Annotated in this window: 15 protein-coding genes; 11 read left to right on the forward strand and 4 right to left on the reverse strand. The window is 45.2% G+C overall.

Going from position 1 to position 15,278, the window contains the following annotated elements; translation table 11 throughout:
* Nucleotides 1-158 precede the first annotated feature (158 nt).
* Genes LEP1GSC047_RS01320 through LEP1GSC047_RS01340 form a run of 5 tightly spaced genes read left to right on the forward strand, consistent with a single transcriptional unit; the run spans nucleotide 159 to nucleotide 4,444 of the window.
* A complete protein-coding gene (locus LEP1GSC047_RS01320; RefSeq protein WP_010412674.1) occupies nucleotides 159-383 on the forward strand; it encodes an LIC12298 family protein in 225 nt (74 codons plus the stop codon).
* Nucleotides 380-1,057 carry a JAB domain-containing protein gene (locus tag LEP1GSC047_RS01325; protein WP_039933785.1) on the forward strand — a complete coding sequence of 226 codons (678 nt, stop codon included), beginning with the start codon at nucleotides 380-382 and terminating at the stop codon, nucleotides 1,055-1,057. The genes LEP1GSC047_RS01320 and LEP1GSC047_RS01325 overlap by 4 nt, the downstream gene beginning before the upstream one ends.
* Before the next feature lie 51 nt (nucleotides 1,058-1,108).
* Nucleotides 1,109-1,852: an ABC transporter permease gene (locus LEP1GSC047_RS01330; protein ID WP_039933886.1), complete on the forward strand. Its 744-nt coding sequence runs from the start codon at nucleotides 1,109-1,111 to the stop codon at nucleotides 1,850-1,852.
* Nucleotides 1,849-3,048 carry an ABC transporter ATP-binding protein gene (locus LEP1GSC047_RS01335; protein ID WP_010412665.1) on the forward strand — a complete coding sequence of 400 codons (1,200 nt, stop codon included), beginning with the start codon at nucleotides 1,849-1,851 and terminating at the stop codon, nucleotides 3,046-3,048. The genes LEP1GSC047_RS01330 and LEP1GSC047_RS01335 overlap by 4 nt, the downstream gene beginning before the upstream one ends.
* 46 nt (nucleotides 3,049-3,094) lie before the next feature.
* Nucleotides 3,095-4,444 (forward strand): UDP-glucose dehydrogenase family protein, encoded by a 1,350-nt coding sequence (locus tag LEP1GSC047_RS01340; RefSeq protein WP_010412662.1) that lies wholly within the window; start codon nucleotides 3,095-3,097, stop codon nucleotides 4,442-4,444.
* 354 nt (nucleotides 4,445-4,798) lie between these two features.
* Here the strand turns inward: LEP1GSC047_RS01340 and LEP1GSC047_RS01345 are convergent, their stop codons facing one another.
* The gene (locus LEP1GSC047_RS01345; protein WP_020988044.1) at nucleotides 4,799-5,632 is read right to left on the reverse strand and encodes a thioredoxin family protein; all 834 of its coding nucleotides are present in this window, start codon (nucleotides 5,630-5,632) and stop codon (nucleotides 4,799-4,801) included.
* Between the two features lie 124 nt (nucleotides 5,633-5,756).
* Here LEP1GSC047_RS01345 and hisE point away from each other — a divergent pair, with 124 nt between their 5' ends.
* Nucleotides 5,757-6,035, forward strand: coding sequence for a phosphoribosyl-ATP diphosphatase (hisE, locus tag LEP1GSC047_RS01350; protein WP_010412656.1), 279 nt, complete (start codon nucleotides 5,757-5,759; stop codon nucleotides 6,033-6,035).
* Nucleotides 6,036-6,085: 50 nt separating this feature from the next.
* On the opposite strand, the gene LEP1GSC047_RS01355 is transcribed toward hisE, so the two are convergent.
* Entirely contained in the window at nucleotides 6,086-6,835 is a 750-nt protein-coding gene (locus LEP1GSC047_RS01355; protein WP_039933889.1) for a menaquinone biosynthetic enzyme MqnA/MqnD family protein, read from the reverse strand.
* A 151-nt stretch (nucleotides 6,836-6,986) separates the two neighbouring features.
* Here LEP1GSC047_RS01355 and LEP1GSC047_RS01360 point away from each other — a divergent pair, with 151 nt between their 5' ends.
* Both LEP1GSC047_RS01360 and LEP1GSC047_RS01365 read left to right on the forward strand, forming a co-directional pair.
* The gene (locus LEP1GSC047_RS01360) at nucleotides 6,987-7,274 is read left to right on the forward strand and encodes an STAS domain-containing protein (protein WP_010412651.1); all 288 of its coding nucleotides are present in this window, start codon (nucleotides 6,987-6,989) and stop codon (nucleotides 7,272-7,274) included.
* Nucleotides 7,275-7,277: 3 nt separating this feature from the next.
* Nucleotides 7,278-8,153 (forward strand): CheR family methyltransferase, encoded by an 876-nt coding sequence (locus LEP1GSC047_RS01365; RefSeq protein WP_010412647.1) that lies wholly within the window; start codon nucleotides 7,278-7,280, stop codon nucleotides 8,151-8,153.
* Nucleotides 8,154-8,183: 30 nt separating this feature from the next.
* Here the strand turns inward: LEP1GSC047_RS01365 and LEP1GSC047_RS01370 are convergent, their stop codons facing one another.
* Nucleotides 8,184-10,178, reverse strand: a complete 1,995-nt coding sequence (locus LEP1GSC047_RS01370; protein WP_010412644.1) for a methyl-accepting chemotaxis protein — start codon at nucleotides 10,176-10,178, stop codon at nucleotides 8,184-8,186.
* Between the two features lie 122 nt (nucleotides 10,179-10,300).
* Nucleotides 10,301-12,298 carry a methyl-accepting chemotaxis protein gene (locus LEP1GSC047_RS01375; RefSeq protein WP_010412641.1) on the reverse strand — a complete coding sequence of 666 codons (1,998 nt, stop codon included), beginning with the start codon at nucleotides 12,296-12,298 and terminating at the stop codon, nucleotides 10,301-10,303.
* Between the two features lie 170 nt (nucleotides 12,299-12,468).
* Here LEP1GSC047_RS01375 and rsmH point away from each other — a divergent pair, with 170 nt between their 5' ends.
* The 3 genes from rsmH to LEP1GSC047_RS01390 are packed head-to-tail and all read left to right on the forward strand — an operon-like array spanning nucleotide 12,469 to nucleotide 15,273.
* Nucleotides 12,469-13,434 carry a 16S rRNA (cytosine(1402)-N(4))-methyltransferase RsmH gene (gene rsmH, locus LEP1GSC047_RS01380; RefSeq protein ID WP_010412639.1) on the forward strand — a complete coding sequence of 322 codons (966 nt, stop codon included), beginning with the start codon at nucleotides 12,469-12,471 and terminating at the stop codon, nucleotides 13,432-13,434.
* Nucleotides 13,431-13,790 carry a hypothetical protein gene (locus LEP1GSC047_RS01385; protein WP_010412635.1) on the forward strand — a complete coding sequence of 120 codons (360 nt, stop codon included), beginning with the start codon at nucleotides 13,431-13,433 and terminating at the stop codon, nucleotides 13,788-13,790. The genes rsmH and LEP1GSC047_RS01385 overlap by 4 nt, the downstream gene beginning before the upstream one ends.
* Nucleotides 13,768-15,273: a UDP-N-acetylmuramoyl-L-alanyl-D-glutamate--2,6-diaminopimelate ligase gene (locus tag LEP1GSC047_RS01390; RefSeq protein WP_010412632.1), complete on the forward strand. Its 1,506-nt coding sequence runs from the start codon at nucleotides 13,768-13,770 to the stop codon at nucleotides 15,271-15,273. Before LEP1GSC047_RS01385 ends, LEP1GSC047_RS01390 begins: the two co-directional genes overlap by 23 nt.
* Nucleotides 15,274-15,278 lie beyond the last annotated feature (5 nt).

The following is a 15,278-nucleotide window of genomic DNA, read 5'->3' on the forward strand; positions in this document are numbered from 1 at the left end:
AAAGAGAGCGGGTCTGGAAAGGCCGCAATGCCTATAGAAAATTTTTAGTAAACGCTTGACGACTACTATAATTTAGTTTAGTATGTATCTATCCGTTTAGTAGATTATAGGTGTGTTTTTCTTAATTTATGTCGTCTAACTAAACAGGGAGAGAAAGTATGATGATTCGATCTCTACAAGATACCGGAACATATGAAAGAAACCGTAAGGGTTTAACGGGCGCCGGGTTCGACTGGAGGGAAAGGAGCCGAGCGATAGAGCCCGGTTCAAAGACCTTCGCGGACTATTTGGAAGAATCCTTCCAAGGTGATCTCGTTCAAGACGGGAACTGGTTTTCGGAAACGCTTTCCGAGCTGAGTAAAAAGAATCTAAGAAAGATCTGACTCTGAACCGGTTTCACGGAACCCTCCCGGATCCTAGGACACGCATCAGGTATGAGGCGGATTCCTTAGATGATTGGGAATTGATTGCAGTCCTTTTGGGAAAAGGGGATCGCAATCGTTCTATAGAGGATCTCAGTCGAGAGATTCTGAGAGTTACGAAAGGATTGAGTGGACTTCTTTCTGTAGATGTTTCCCGCAATCTGCGTGTGAGCGGTCTCGGAACTGCGAAAGCATCCGTATTAATGGCTGCGGTGGAGTTGGCAAGGCGCTTAAAATACAAATCCCTACAGGGCGCCATTTTCGATCCGGTATCCTTGTCCAGATACATGCGAACCTTATTTCTACCCATGAGAAGAGAATGCTTTGTATTGGCCACAATTTCCCCGGCAGGAAATCTACTCCGTGCAGATATTGTTTCCAAAGGAAGCCTAGAGGAAGTCGGAGTTCATCCGCGTGACTTGGTTCGTTTGATTCTTAACGACGAAGCCTCTGAAGCAATTCTCGCACATAATCATCCCGGAATGACCTCCGATCCGAGTCGGGAAGATTGGGAAGTCTACACTCGTCTTGGTTCCATTCTCTCGGAACTCGATGTGAACCTTTTAGATCATTGGATTTTTGGAATTGACGGGATCTTTTCTTGCAAACATTCTACTCGCCTAGACGAAGAATAATCTTTTTCTTTTTTTAGGTATTCGGTGATCCAATCCAAATTTTTTCGAAACATGCGAATTCTGATCGTTCTGGTAAGAAGGGATTATGCTCTTCAATATGCCGGATCGGCTTTAGGATTGACTTGGATGTTTTTGCAAAATCTGAGTTTGATTCTGATTTATACCGTCGTATTTTACTTTATAGGAATTCGTGCAAACGGGGAAGACCCGATCGATTATTTTTCTTACGTGTTGAGCGGTTTGCTTTTTTGGATTCCCTTACAAGAATACCTGATTCGCGGTACCGGAATTTTAACCGACAATCGACACCTGATCAAACGATCTCCCTTGGGTCCGGAAATTTTTCTATGGATTCCTTTTTTTCAGTACGTATTACATTGGCTGATTACGGCCGTGCCGGTGATCGTCTTTCTATTATGGTTCGGGAAAGCAAATTGGTCGGGCTTATTACCCGGATCGTTGACGATCGTCGCGACCGGTTTATTTCTTGCTTGTCTGATCAATTATTTCGCTCGGATCAATATAATTTTAAGGGATATTTCTCCCCTTGTTCGCCTTTGTTCACAATTCCTTTTTTGGGGATTGCCGGTTCTATACCAGTCGTCGGGAGTTTTAGGAAAATTGAATGTGTGGAATCCGTTTTTTTTTCCGTTGGAACTTTTTCGATCCTTCATATTATCTAACTACGAATCCAAGGCGAACTTCACGGATTTTGTACCATTTATAGTTTTGTTTTTCGTAATTTTCTTTTTAAGTCGCGCTAAATTAAATCAGGTCGTGTTGGATCACCTTTGATACGAGTAGGGGGCATTACTAAGGTTTATTCCGGTTACAGTCGCCCCTGGCGTAGACTTTGGAATGCCCTTACGTTCGGGTATTTCGGCTTCGATATCAAATATAAGGCGTTAGACGAAATTTCTTTCGAGGCGAATAAGGGGGAAATTTTAGGGATTATCGGTCGGAACGGCGCCGGCAAATCCACCCTTCTTAAGCTTTTAACCGGTGTTTCGCATCCGGATTCAGGGAGATTGGAAAAAAAAGGAACGGTCCGGTCGATTTTAGAATTGGGCGTAGGGTTTAATCCGGAACTTTCCGGGGAGGAAAATCTCTATTATAATGGTCTCGTTTGGGGTTTGGAGCCGACCGAATTGAAATCGTCGATGGACGAGATTTTTCGTTTTTCCGGACTTAGCGAATTCAAAAAGAATCCCTTAAAGAATTATTCATCTGGAATGACGATGCGATTGGGTTTTGCTTTGGCAACCGCAAAGCGCCCGGACATTCTAATCGTGGACGAAGCGCTGGCGGTCGGGGATGCAAGCTTTCAACAAAAATGCTTGAGTCGGTTCCGAAAATTCTCCGAGGAAGGAACGCTCACGTTGATCGTCAGCCATGATCTTGAACTGTTAAAGTCTATATGTACTAGAATTATAATATTGGAAAAAGGTAAATTAGTTTACGACGGAGATCCTATCCAAGGGTTCAGGGAGTATATGCAGATTATTGCGGCCTTTTCCGCCGAAGAAGGAGCTCAACTCGCTCCTCAGGAGTCGATCCTAGAATCCGTCCAAATTCGCCTTTCGCACGGGAATCGGATCAATCCGAGTTTATTACCTGTCGGCGCGAACGTGGAGTTATTCGTTTCGGCCAAATTCAAAGAGGATTTGAAACGCTTGACGGTGGGATTTCATATCGACGATAGTCGAGGTATTCGTTCCTTCGGCACGAATACATTCCATTTAGGTAGCGAATTATTCGGCGTCGCCGCAGGCGAATGGATTCACGCCAAGTTCACATTCCCTCTGAATTTTTCCGCAGGAAAATATTCCCTAGGCATTGCATTACATTCCGGAGATAGTCATGCGGAAGGATCTTATCTTTGGCAGGACGGCATTTTGGAATTCGAACTAGAACGTTTAGATATATCCAAGTTCGAAGGAGTCGCTTGGATTCCGGTCGGAATAGAGACGAAAAAAGGACCGAATTCCTAGATAAATTCCTTCCCACTTCGACTTTGCTTCCTAACCTGGTCTTCGTATGAAAGTATGCGTTATCGGTAGCGGCTACGTCGGATTAGTGGCGGGAGCTTGCTTTGCGGAATACGGCAACCAAGTCATTTGCGTGGACAAGGATGCCAAAAAGATCGAAGATCTTAAAAACGGCATTATTCCTATTTATGAACCGGGTTTATCCGAGCTCGTTCAAAACAATTGGAGAGAAAAGCGACTAGAATTCTCGACTTCCTTAAGGGAAGGAGTTGAAAAGTCGGATCTGATTTTTATCGCGGTGGGAACTCCAACATCGTCGGACGGGTCCGCCGATCTTTCTGCGGTCTTTGCCGTTGCGGAGGAGATCGGAAAATCGATTAACGGATACAAAGTCATCGTCGATAAATCCACCGTTCCGGTAGGTACGGCTGCTAGGGTAAAAGAGTTTATCGGTAAGCATACTAAATACGAATACGATGTGGTATCCAATCCCGAATTTTTAAAGGAAGGGGCGGCCATCGACGATTTTATGAGACCGGAGCGAGTCGTGATAGGAGCGGATAACGATCGCGCAGGAGATTTGGTTGCGCAGTTGTATGCTCCCTTTGTATTGAACGGCAACCCTATTTTAAGAATGGGGACCGTTTCGGCCGAGTTGACGAAATATGCATGCAACGCGTTTCTTGCCACGAAGATTTCCTTTGCGAATGAGATCGCGAATTTATGCGAGTCGGTCGGGGCCGATTACGAGGATGTGCGAAAAGGAATGGGGAGCGATTCTCGCATCGGACGCCAATTTTTATACGCGGGTATCGGTTACGGGGGTTCCTGTTTCCCGAAAGACGTTAGGGCTTTGATTCGTACCTCCGAACAATTCGGAAAACCGTTAAGAATTATTCAAGAAGTCGAAGCCGTGAACGAAGATCAAAAAATTCGGTTGTATGAAAAGATCGAGGCCTTCTTCGGAAAAGACGAAGTTAAAGGTAAAACGTTCGCAGTTTGGGGGCTTGCATTCAAGCCCGGTACGGACGATATGAGGGAAGCTCCGTCTATTCCTCTCCTTTTAAAGTTACATTCGGAAGGTGCAAAGATCCAAGCATTCGATCCTGTGGCCAAAGAGACTTCGGAATATTATTTCAAGGGAAAGATCGAGTATTCTGAAGATGCCTATTCCGCGCTAAAAGGAGCGGATGCCTTACTCCTTTTGACGGAATGGCGAGAATTTCGCGAGCCCGATTTTCCTCGGATGAAGCAGCTACTAAAACAATCGGTTATCTTTGACGGAAGAAATCAGTATAGACCTGCTCTTCTGAAAAAGGAAGGGTTTCAGTATTTTTCCATCGGGAAGCAACCGATTCAGAGGACAGAGGACAGAGGACAGAGGACAGAGCATTGGTGAGCGGAATTTCCACGTTCTAGGGGAAGATTCTTGTGTTATATTAGATCTTTCCTCACCTCTGCGCGGGAGCTCCTACTAAATTCTTTTTGGAAAAGTTCTTGTCAGGGGAATTGTTTTGTGGTAGAGGAATTTTTCCGCCGCTCCGCTCCGGCCCCCACCCAAAGGGCGGGGTTTTTTAAGTAAATTCTACTCTCCAGTTCACAGAGGACTTTCAGAGGACGGAAGACAGAAGACTGAGGACAGAACATTGATAAACGTAGTTTCCATGTTATAGAAAAAGATTCTTGTGTTATAGTAGATCTTTTCTCCGCCTCTATTACTTTTTCAACGTCGAGCAGCTACTGTCTTCTGAATTTATAATGCTCTAAGAATGCCTTCCAGTTCTTTCTTTTCGCTCGGATCGGAACTAAGTTCCAATGCTTTTGTCAGGTCCTGCTTGGCTTCATCCTTCTTGCCGAGTTCCTTGAAAGCCATTCCTCTATAATAAAAAGCTGATTGGGCATATCCGGTTCCCGGAGGATATTTTTCCAGATATAGAGTGAATGTTTTTACGGTTTTCTCATAATTCTCCATCTCGGAATAGGTAACGCCTAGATTGAATAAGGCTCTATGTCGGTTTTCGGTAATGCCTTTATCATCGGAGGAGAAAGCCTTATAAAAGTAATTCGCGGCCTTCGCATATTCTCTTGCTTCGAAATAATATTCTCCGACTTTTAAAAGTAATTTAGAATCTCCGGAATTCTTTTCTAAAGAGGCCAGGAGGTTTCCTTCCTGATCGCGTTTCGAAAAAGCGCTCTTAAGCGTCTTTACTACCATTTTTGCATCCGGCATGCCGGTAATTTTTTCGGTTATACTCCCGTTTCGATCCAGGAATAGGAGGGTGGGGTATCCGGAGACCTGGTATTTTTTTTTTAAATTCGGGAATCTGTCTCCGTCTAGGGAAAGTAGTACGAAGCGCGACAACTCGGCCTGTACTTCTTTTTTAGGATAGATTTCTTTTTTTAAGGTTTTGCAATATCCGCACCAATCGGCATAGACATCTATGAAGATGGGTTTTCCTTCTCGTTTAGCTCTAGCGAAGGCTTTTTCTACGGAAGATTCCCATTGCACCCCGACTGCGATAATCTCCGTCGAAACTGAAAGTGTCGTGAAGAATAACGAAATAAGAATTAGATTGCGTAGATTCATAAGTCGAACCTTATTATCAGACCTTTTTTCCAAGGTATCGGAATGAGGAATTCGGAAAAAGCCGGTTTTTTAGTTTACCCAAGGAAGGAAGCCCGGAAATTCGAAGTTATCTCAAGGGGGAAAAATGGAATTTCTGCTTCAGCTCGAGGAAATCCTTAAGAAACGAAAGGCGGAACTCCCGGAAAAATCCTATACTGCCGACCTCTTTCGCAGCGGAGTCGATCGGATTCTGAAGAAGGTTGGAGAAGAGGCGGGCGAAGTGATTATCGCAGCCAAAAACGCCGATCAAAAGGAGCTCACGCATGAAGCTGCGGATCTTCTATTTCATTTACAGGTTCTTTTAGTGGAAAGGGGACTCTCGCTTTCCGACATCGTCACGGAACTTAGAAAACGTCATTCTTAAGCGACATCGCTTTCCGAACAAAATTCCGAACGAAGGCCCGATCTACTTATCTAAAGAATTCCTAAATCGGCGCAATATTTGCCGAAGCGATCTAAACCGGCCCTATCGGATTCAGTAATTTCGTAATGTAGTTCTTGCGTCAAATATTTGCGAACAAGGTCTTCCGGGAGACGCGTTTCCTTTGCGATTATATCTTCGATATGAGCTTGGCCGAATTTTAACGAATCCATAAAGAATGAATCGGGTAATTCCAGCGGTTTTTTCGAAGCCCAAAGAGCGAAAATAAAGGAAGTTCCGGTCGTCTCGTACCACCAGCCGGCCAAATCCCGAACTTCGTAAATTTCCGGATTCCACTCCGCAAACAAAGCGTTGTCGCCGAATAGCATATGCGATCCGCGACCGATGGAAATTTCTTCCTTAATAATTCTTGGATCGGTCGGAGAAACTTCGGGAAGATACCCCGTTTCACAGTGAACCAGAACTCTTACCAATGCCATGCTAGTTCTCGAACCGTTGTCGGTTAGGATTCGAAACGGGGGATAGGGTTCTTTTTTATTTTTAAAGAATTTTATGGAGCGAACCTGTTCGGTGGCACAGACTCCGACTTTCATGGAGACCGAAAGAACTTCGGAGTTTCTAAGACATTCGATCGATGAGATGAGTCCCACATCGACTAATCCTCGCAGTAAATAATCCTTTAAAAGCGATGGATTTTCGGGTACTACTTTATATTCCGAATGTTGCTCGAATCCCCAAGTCAGGGGTCTTGCATTCAAATGCTTAACGATGCCGATTTTCACTCTTGATTGCCGAATCTGCTTCTGGAAGGGTTCTAATAGCCAAAAAACCAATTCATGGATTCCCAGCCAGAAAAATTAGCTTTTTCCTTTTCTTTTCAGAGTCGATTCTCGACTGTATTCCGAAATGGGAAAGTCCCGTCGGATATTAGAGATGAGCGAAAAAAATAAAATCGTAATTACCTTAAATTACGAGGTTCTTAATGCGGACCATGAAGATTTGCGCGCTTTCCTAAATTCTCATTTGGAAGGAAGTCCCGCGCACGTAGTGCTTGATCTGAAGGAAGTGCAGGTTTTGACTTCCATTGCATTAGGGGCTCTTGTGGCTTTCGCAAACCGACTCCGTAGCCAGGGCATAAAATTGGAAACGATTCATGTTTCCCAGAAATTACTAGAAATTATCAAACTTGTTTCCCTGGACCAGGCGCTCGGGATTCGCTAATTCATGGAAGATACATTTTCTCATTTAGTCCAGATTTCGGACGAAGAATTCCGATTCGTTAAAGATTTAATGTACCGTGAAACCGGGATTTTTTTAGCGGATCATAAGAAGATTATGGTCCAGTCTAGGCTGAATTCCAGAGCGAGATTCCATAAGATGGCGAGCGTATCCGATTATATCCGATCCCTTCAGGCCGATCGAAGGTTTTTCGAAAGTGAATTAACGGAACTTATTAATCGAATTACGACTAATAAAACCGATTTTTTCCGAGAGAATCATCATTTCGAATTTTTGAAAGACGTATTTTTGCCGTCAGTGGAGGAAAAAGCCTCTAAAACGGGTAAGAAAAGCCTTCGCATATGGTCGAGCGCCTCCTCTACCGGTGAGGAGCCGTATTCGATCGCTATTACCTGTGCCGAATACTTTGCCCTGAAACCGGGATGGGATATTAAAATTTATGCATCCGATATCGATACGAACGTCGTAAAGACCGCTCAAGAAGGCGTTTATAAACCCGATAGGCTCGAACCGGTAAGCGATTCGTTAAAGAAAAGATATTTTTTACGCGTTCGGGATTTGTCGGGAAGAGGCGAGGATTTTTACCAAGTCAAACCCGAACTAAAGTCCATGATCGAATTCAAAAAGATTAATCTTTTGGAAACGCCTTATCCTTTCCCGGAAAAGATGGACTGTATCTTCTGCCGGAACGTTATTATTTACTTCGATAAGCAGACTCAGAGAAAGATTTTCGAAAATTTCGAACAGGTGCTTAAAGACAGGGGACTGATGGTCATCGGGCACTCCGAGACGTTATTCGGGATTTCGGAAGCCTATAAATTTCTGGGGCATACTATTTATCAAAAAAAGCCTAAAATCTGAATATTCACCCGACCTTTCCGGATTCCACCATTAGTTAAACTTGAATTTCTCGGCGATTCTTCGGAGAGTTTCCGCGGTGCTCGATAGTCCTTTCGAGGAAGTGGACATTTGCTCCGCGCCCGAAGCCGTATTCAAAGTGTGCTCGTTGATCTGAATGATGACTTGCGCGATTTCTCTTACTGCCCGCCTTTGCTCGGCAGTCGCTATTTTGACCGACTCCGATTCGGCCCCAACCTGAGCGGCCGTTTCGTTCACGATCCTATTTACTTCCTCCTGCGAGGAAGTGATCGAGTAGAGCTTGTCCATCGCTTCCGAAACGCGATCCACGTTACGAATTATCGCGTGGATAATCTCGGTAGAAGATTGAATTCCTTTTGCGCCTGAATCTAATTCGGTGTTATTCTTGGCGATCATCGAGGAAATGGACTTAATGGAAGAGGCCGTTTTTTCGGAAAGTTTGGAGATTTCCTCCGCGACTACCGCAAATCCTTTTCCGGCTTCTCCCGCACGAGCGGCCTCTATCGCGGCGTTTAGGGCGAGTAATTGAGTTTGATCGGAAATATCATTAATGATTCCTACTATCGCCTTCATTTCTCCGGAAGATTTGAGAATGTTCGCGATCATGTCGGTCATTCCGTTCAGAGATTCTTCCCCTTTCTTGGCTTGAGCGGATATCGATTTAGCGATTCCTAAAGTGCTTTGAATTTCGTCCCCTATTTTTCGAACGCTCTGCGAAAGCTCCGATATTTTGGAATGAAAATCGGAAATATTCCGATACTGATTCTCGGTTGTTCCGGAAATCGTTTCCATTCCTGCCGACATCTCTTCTACGGTCGCGGACATTTCTTCCGTGGACGCGGCAGTGGATTGGGCGGAATTGGAAAAATTCTCCGAATTGGAAGATAAGTTCTCGGCGGATGATGCAAGTTCGGAAGAGACCCGCTGTATCTCCTTCAAGGAATTTTTGAGACTATCTAAGAATGCGTTCGTATCCCGACTTAAGTCTCCGATTTCATCGTCGTGGACGATTTTCAAATCTTTGCTAAGGTCTCCTTGCGACATGGACTTGAAGAGATTTCGCGCCTCTTCCAAAGGTTTCAAACGAACGGTTAATAATCTGGAGAGAAACAAAATAGATACCGCTAGAAATATCCCCGCACAAGCGATGATCTTGTACAGCATCGAGTGAACGACACTCGCTAGTTCTTCCTTAGATACGACCGCGGCAAGTAACATTCCGTATTCTTCGATTCTATACACTGTGGCGATTTTATCTTTCTTAAAGAAATACTCTGTATGCTCGTCCGACTTCAAGGATAACATGCGACGTCCCCATTCGGTCTTTGATAAGTCCAGTTTTAAAATCAAAGACTTGTCGGGATGTCCAACGACTACCCCCGCCGCGTCCACGATTGCGATATAACCGTCGGATCCTATCTTCACGTCTTTGACGACCGCTTCCGTTACCGAGTTCAGAGAGAGTGCGAATCCCAGAATTCCTACTACTTTTGGGCCGTCCATAACCGGAACGGTGAGAAGCGCTACGGGTTCTTTTGTAATCGGGGATTGTCCTACTTTACTTAAAAAAGGTTTTCCTTGCAAGGATGCTTGGATGTTTTCATCGAATCCCTGCTTTCCCCAACGAAAATTAGAGCCCTGTCCCGTCGCATCGGCGAACGTCAGCGGGTTTTCTTCGGGTGTGGAAAAAAATACGTTTTCGTAGACCGCAAATTTCTTACTTACGTCGACTACCAAAGGAATCAAAACGTCGCGATCTTGACCGGCTACGGCTTTAATTACGGTCGGCTGGTTGGCGATGAATTTTGCCAAATTGAATTGGGTATCGAAGAAATCCTTTATCTCCCGGGAACTTACTCGAGAGACTTTTTTCATTTCATCGATGTATGTTTCTTCAATATAACCTTTTGCGGTAAAATACGCGAAGGAGGATAACGCTGCCGTTAAAAGTACAACCGTTGTGCTACTGGAAAATAACAAAATTAGTTTTAAACTGTTGCGTCGCATTGCTTTTCTATGTGGAATTCGTACCGGGAATGAAAATTTACCAGACCTTATTATAGACGAAAAGAAATAGCCGATACATACTTTCTATATCTTTCAAAAAAATAGGATGTGAGATTGATATTTTATATTTTGAATTTATCGGTGATACTCCTTAAAGTTTCCGCAGTCGTTGCAAGATTCTGCGCCGATGCGGACATTTGCTCCGAGCCTGAGGCGGTATTGAGCGTATGCTCGTTTATTTGAGTGATTACCTGCGCTATTTCCCGTACGGCCCGTTTTTGTTCTCCGGTGGCAAGTTTAACCGACTCCGCTTCCGATCCTACCTTATCGGCCTGATCGTCGACGATTCGATTGATTCCTTCCTGAGCGGAGGTTATTTCATAAAGATGATTCATGGCGTCCGCGACCGAATCTACGCTTTGGATGATGCTATGTATGATTTCAACCGATGACCGTATCCCCTTGGCGCCGATATCCAGCTCGGAATTATTTTTGTTGATCATATCTCCGATGGATTTGATGGAAGAGGCCGTTTTGACGGAAAGCTTGGAAATTTCTTCGGCTACTACGGCAAATCCTTTCCCGGCTTCGCCCGCCCTGGCAGCCTCGATGGCGGCATTCAAAGCAAGCAGTTGAGTTTGATCGGAAATATCGTTTATGATTCCGATAATTGCGGTCATTTCACCGGAAGACTTCAGGATGTTTCCGATCATTCCGCTCATTCCGTTAAGCGACTCTTCTCCTTTTCGCGCCTGCGCCGAAATCGATTTTGCCGCTCCGAGAGTCCCTTGAATTTCCGATCCGATCTTTCGTACTCCGGCCGATAACTCTTTGATTTTAGAATGGAATGCAAGAATATTCTTATATTGTGTTTCGGTAATAGATGATATGCTCTCCATGCCCGCCGACATTTCTTCGATCGTTGCCGACATTTCTTCGGAAGAAGCGGCCGTGGATTGGGCTCCGGAAGCGAAAGCTTGGGACGAACCGGTCAATTGTTCCGCAGCGGCACCCAATTCGAGAGCTATACGTTGGATATCGTGAAGAGAGGACCGTAAACTTCCGATAAACGTGTTCATTTCCCTACTCATCGTTCCGATCTCGTCGTTATAGGCTGCTTCGACATTGGTAGTCAAATCCCCTTGCGCCATCGACTGAAAGACCAGGCTGGCGTCTCTTAGTGGACCTAATCTTCTTTTTAATAGAAAATAAAGGATGGAAAGAGCGATAATTGCGGTCAACACGGAGACGGCTAGTATGGTAAGAAGCAATCCTTTGAATGAACTCCAGATTTCATCCTTAGGGAGTATCACGAAGGCGAGAGTATCCCAATTTTTTAGCCTAAAGAGGGTTGCATACCGCTCCTGACCCCTGAATTCGAATTCCATCATTTCACCGGAGGCTAACGCCAATAATTTCTTTCCGTAGGTTGTCTCTTTCGCCACGTCCAAATTTAAGATCATGTCTTTTTTAGGATGGGCGTATAATATTCCGTCGGTGGTGGTCGCCGCCAAATAACCTTGCTGGCCTATTTTATAATTCTTAATTACTTTTTCTGAAAGTGATTCCAGGGATAGTGCAAAGGCCACGATTCCGACGACTTTTCCGGCATCCATCACCGGGACCGTAAGCAACGATACCGGCAATTTCGTGACGGGAGAGCGAAGCGGCTTTCCTAAATGAAATTTTCCCTCTACGGCGGCTTTTATATTCGGAACGTTTTGTTCTCTTACTCCCAGACGTAAGCCGGTACCTTTTCCCAAGGCGTCCGTAATTACCAAGGGGTCTTTTTCCATTGTGGTAACGAATACATTCTCGTATGCGCCGAATTTTTGGAGGACTTCCTTATATAGCGCTTGAGCGATCGGCTTTCCGGTGCGAATGGTTTCCTTGGTTCGAGGATCTTCGGCGAGAATTTCCGCTATTCTTAAATGAGTATCGTAAAAGTTTTCGATTTCCGAAGCGGCGGATTGGCTCACGCTTCTCATTTGGGTAAAGTAAGTCTTTTCGATCTGGTCTTTTCCGACTCCTAACGCCACTCCGGAAATCGTCAGGACTAGAACGGCAATAATCGAAATGCTGTAAGCGAGTAGGATGAATATCAGACTTTGGTGTTTCATATAATAATATTTATTAAGACGACCTGTTTTGAGGATAATTTCGGGCGAGTCAATGATTTGTTCTTTCTTGAATATCTGTACCGTTAATTCTTACGGTTTTACTTACGGTTTAAGGCGCAATTCAAGTGTGCGGTTTCGCTTTACGGTTGCCTGCAAAAGGCGATAACGGGATGCTGGAACGTAAATTGGAACCGGTCCATTATTCTGTCCTATACCGCGAGATTCTTTCCTTCTTTCTAGATGTCTTCGCTCCCGATCAGGAAATCCTTTTTCTAGATGGTACGGCGGGCGAAGGAGGTCATTCGCTTCTTCTTTTAGAAAATTTTCCCCGAGCGAAACTTATCCTTCTCGATCGGGATTCGGTGATGCTTACCAGGGCAAAGGCCCGTTTAGAACAATTTCAAGATCGCACTCATTTTATTGAAGCGAATTTTTCGGAAGTGGATAAGGAATTCCTTCGGAAAGAGGGATTGGATCGGCGACCGGACGGGATTCTCCTGGATTTGGGAATTTCCACATTTCATCTTTTGCACGCCGGGCGAGGCTTTAGTTTTAGGGAAAACGAACCTCTGGATATGAGGCTTTCTTCCAGCGGAGGCATATCTGCGGAGGATGTGATCAATACGTATCCGGAAAAAACTCTCAGTAAAATTTTCTATGAATATGGCGAGGAACGATGGACCAAAAAAATCGTGGAAGCATTGCTGGAACGCCGAAGACACGGTCGTATTTCTTATACGGGTGAATTAGCTCAATTAATCTCTCGAGTGATCCCCCGAAAATTCTGGCCTCCGGGCCGCCATCCGGCAACCAGGGTCTTTCAAGCCTTGCGGATAGAAGTGAATCAGGAATTACTTCATATCGAGTTCGGTTTATCCAAGCTTCTGGATGCGCTTGCTCCAGGTGGACGGTTTCAAGTGATCTCCTTTCATTCCTTGGAAGATCGGATCGTTAAGAATAAGTTTCGAGATTACGCCCGTTTGTCGGGAGCTAAAGTCGTGACAAAAAAGCCCGTTCTCCCGGGGGAAGAAGAGATGCGGGAGAACAATGCCTCTCGATCGGCTAAATTGCGGGTCATCGATAAGCTTTTGCCGTCCGATACTTTAGATATGGAAGAGGAGGACGAAGAAGAATGAGTCGAATCCATGAATTTGTGAATCATCGAATCTGGGGAGACTTGTCTTTTTTGGGGCTGGTATTTTTGAAAGTCGCTCTTCCCTGCCTTTTCCTATTCTTATTCGTATGGCAAAACGTACAAGTGGCCCGACTGAATCGTGAATTAGCCCTGGCTTCCCAATCCAAAGAACTACTTTTAAAGAAAAACGACGATCTTAAAATCGGAATGGCCACTTATACTTCGGCCCGGCGTATCGAAGCATTGTATAGGAAAACCTATCATTACTTGCCGATCACCGTGGGGGATAGAATTATTACCGTAACGCTCCCGCCGGAACGAAACGAGACCGATCTTGAAACTTTCCGCTCTCCTTGAAGCATTTCCCGGGATAAAAGTTTTATCTCCCTCCTTCGACGGTGCCGAAGAAGTAGCATTCGTTCGCACGGATTCCCGTCAACTTTCCTCCCGGGATCTGTTTTGCGTTCCCAATTCCTTAGGGGCAAAAGGAATCGAGTATGCAACCGAATCGATCGGACGCTTTCTTTTGTTTCAAGACGGGACTCGAATACCGGACCTGCCGAGTAAGATAATCTTAACGTCCCCGCAAGATCCCGAAAAATATGCGGGGAAAATCGCCTCTCTTTTGCTCGGGAATCCATCCGCATCCTTGAAAGTGATCGGCATCACCGGAACAAACGGAAAGACGTCTCTTACTTACATACTTGCTTCGTTGGGACAGGCGGTCGGAGCGAACTGCGGCATTATCGGAACCGTGGGCGTGAGGTTTCAGGGTAAGAAGAAAGATACCGGTTACACGACTCCGGATGCATGTTCGCTCCAATTGATTTTAAGGGAAATGTCGGATGCGGGGATCGAATACGTCTTTATGGAAGCCAGTTCTCACGGTCTGAAATTAGACAGAACCGACGGTGTTCGTTTCTTTGCGGGCGTTTTTACCAACCTGACTCAGGATCATCTAGACTTTCATCCGAACATGGAGGATTATCTCCGGAGTAAAAGCCTACTCTTTCAGTCCATGAAGTCGGAACCGAATGCCTTCGGAGTTTTAGATCTGAGTTCACCGGGGGGCTTGGAGATGCATGACTTGATCCGAAAGCTCTGTCCGGAATTAAAACTCTTTGTGATCGAAGACGGTAGTGGAGAACTTAAAATCTCAAACGAGGAATTTTCGCTTCAGGGTACCGAATATGATTTCGAAATTCCTTCCCGATGGGGCGGGAGAGCTCGGATTCATACGAACTTATTAGGCGGGTTTAATATTCGTAATACCGCTTTGGCTCTCACGACCGCTTTCGGTCTAGGCTGGCCTCGAAATTCTTTGCTGGAAGCGCTTCGCTCTATCCCGCAAATTCCCGGAAGGTTCCAACTCTATTACAGTCCGGACCGGTCGCGAATGGCGGTGGTGGATTATGCACATACTCCGGATGCTCTTGAAAACATTCTGAAGAGCGTCCGAGAATCAAAACCCAAGGAATTGATCGTTTTATTCGGATGCGGAGGAGACAGAGATCGCGCTAAACGACCTCAAATGGCTCGAATTGCGGAGAGACTCGCGGATAAGGTCATTTTGACTTCGGATAATCCCAGAACGGAAAACCCGGAGGCAATCTTGGACGAAATTCAATCCGGTTTCTCGCCCGGGTTTGCACCCTTCCTTCGCGAGGCGGATCGGGCTGTCGCGATTCGACGAGGCATCTCGGTTTTAGAAGAGGGAGGCTGTCTTTTGGTCGCGGGAAAAGGACACGAAGATTATCAGATTATCGGAAAGGAAAAACGTCATTTCGACGACGGTGAAGAGATACAAAAAGCTTGGCTGTTTACCGAATCAGGACGATAGGGTTA

Source organism: Leptospira inadai serovar Lyme str. 10 (genome assembly GCF_000243675.2).
Taxonomy (GTDB): domain Bacteria; phylum Spirochaetota; class Leptospiria; order Leptospirales; family Leptospiraceae; genus Leptospira_B; species Leptospira_B inadai.

Excerpts from the sequence above, each read along its gene's own strand:
- rsmH (WP_010412639.1), top strand. The coding sequence starts at position 12,469 with ATGCTGGAACGTAAATTGGAACCGGTCCATTATTCTGTCCTATACCGC.
- LEP1GSC047_RS01385 (WP_010412635.1), top strand. The coding sequence starts at position 13,431 with ATGAGTCGAATCCATGAATTTGTGAATCATCGAATCTGGGGAGACTTG.
- LEP1GSC047_RS01360 (WP_010412651.1), top strand. The coding sequence starts at position 6,987 with ATGAGCGAAAAAAATAAAATCGTAATTACCTTAAATTACGAGGTTCTT.
- LEP1GSC047_RS01375 (WP_010412641.1), bottom strand. The coding sequence starts at position 12,298 with ATGAAACACCAAAGTCTGATATTCATCCTACTCGCTTACAGCATTTCG.
- LEP1GSC047_RS01370 (WP_010412644.1), bottom strand. The coding sequence starts at position 10,178 with ATGCGACGCAACAGTTTAAAACTAATTTTGTTATTTTCCAGTAGCACA.
- LEP1GSC047_RS01330 (WP_039933886.1), top strand. The coding sequence starts at position 1,109 with ATGCGAATTCTGATCGTTCTGGTAAGAAGGGATTATGCTCTTCAATAT.
- LEP1GSC047_RS01345 (WP_020988044.1), bottom strand. The coding sequence starts at position 5,632 with ATGAATCTACGCAATCTAATTCTTATTTCGTTATTCTTCACGACACTT.
- LEP1GSC047_RS01365 (WP_010412647.1), top strand. The coding sequence starts at position 7,278 with ATGGAAGATACATTTTCTCATTTAGTCCAGATTTCGGACGAAGAATTC.
- LEP1GSC047_RS01320 (WP_010412674.1), top strand. The coding sequence starts at position 159 with ATGATGATTCGATCTCTACAAGATACCGGAACATATGAAAGAAACCGT.
- LEP1GSC047_RS01340 (WP_010412662.1), top strand. The coding sequence starts at position 3,095 with ATGAAAGTATGCGTTATCGGTAGCGGCTACGTCGGATTAGTGGCGGGA.
- hisE (WP_010412656.1), top strand. The coding sequence starts at position 5,757 with ATGGAATTTCTGCTTCAGCTCGAGGAAATCCTTAAGAAACGAAAGGCG.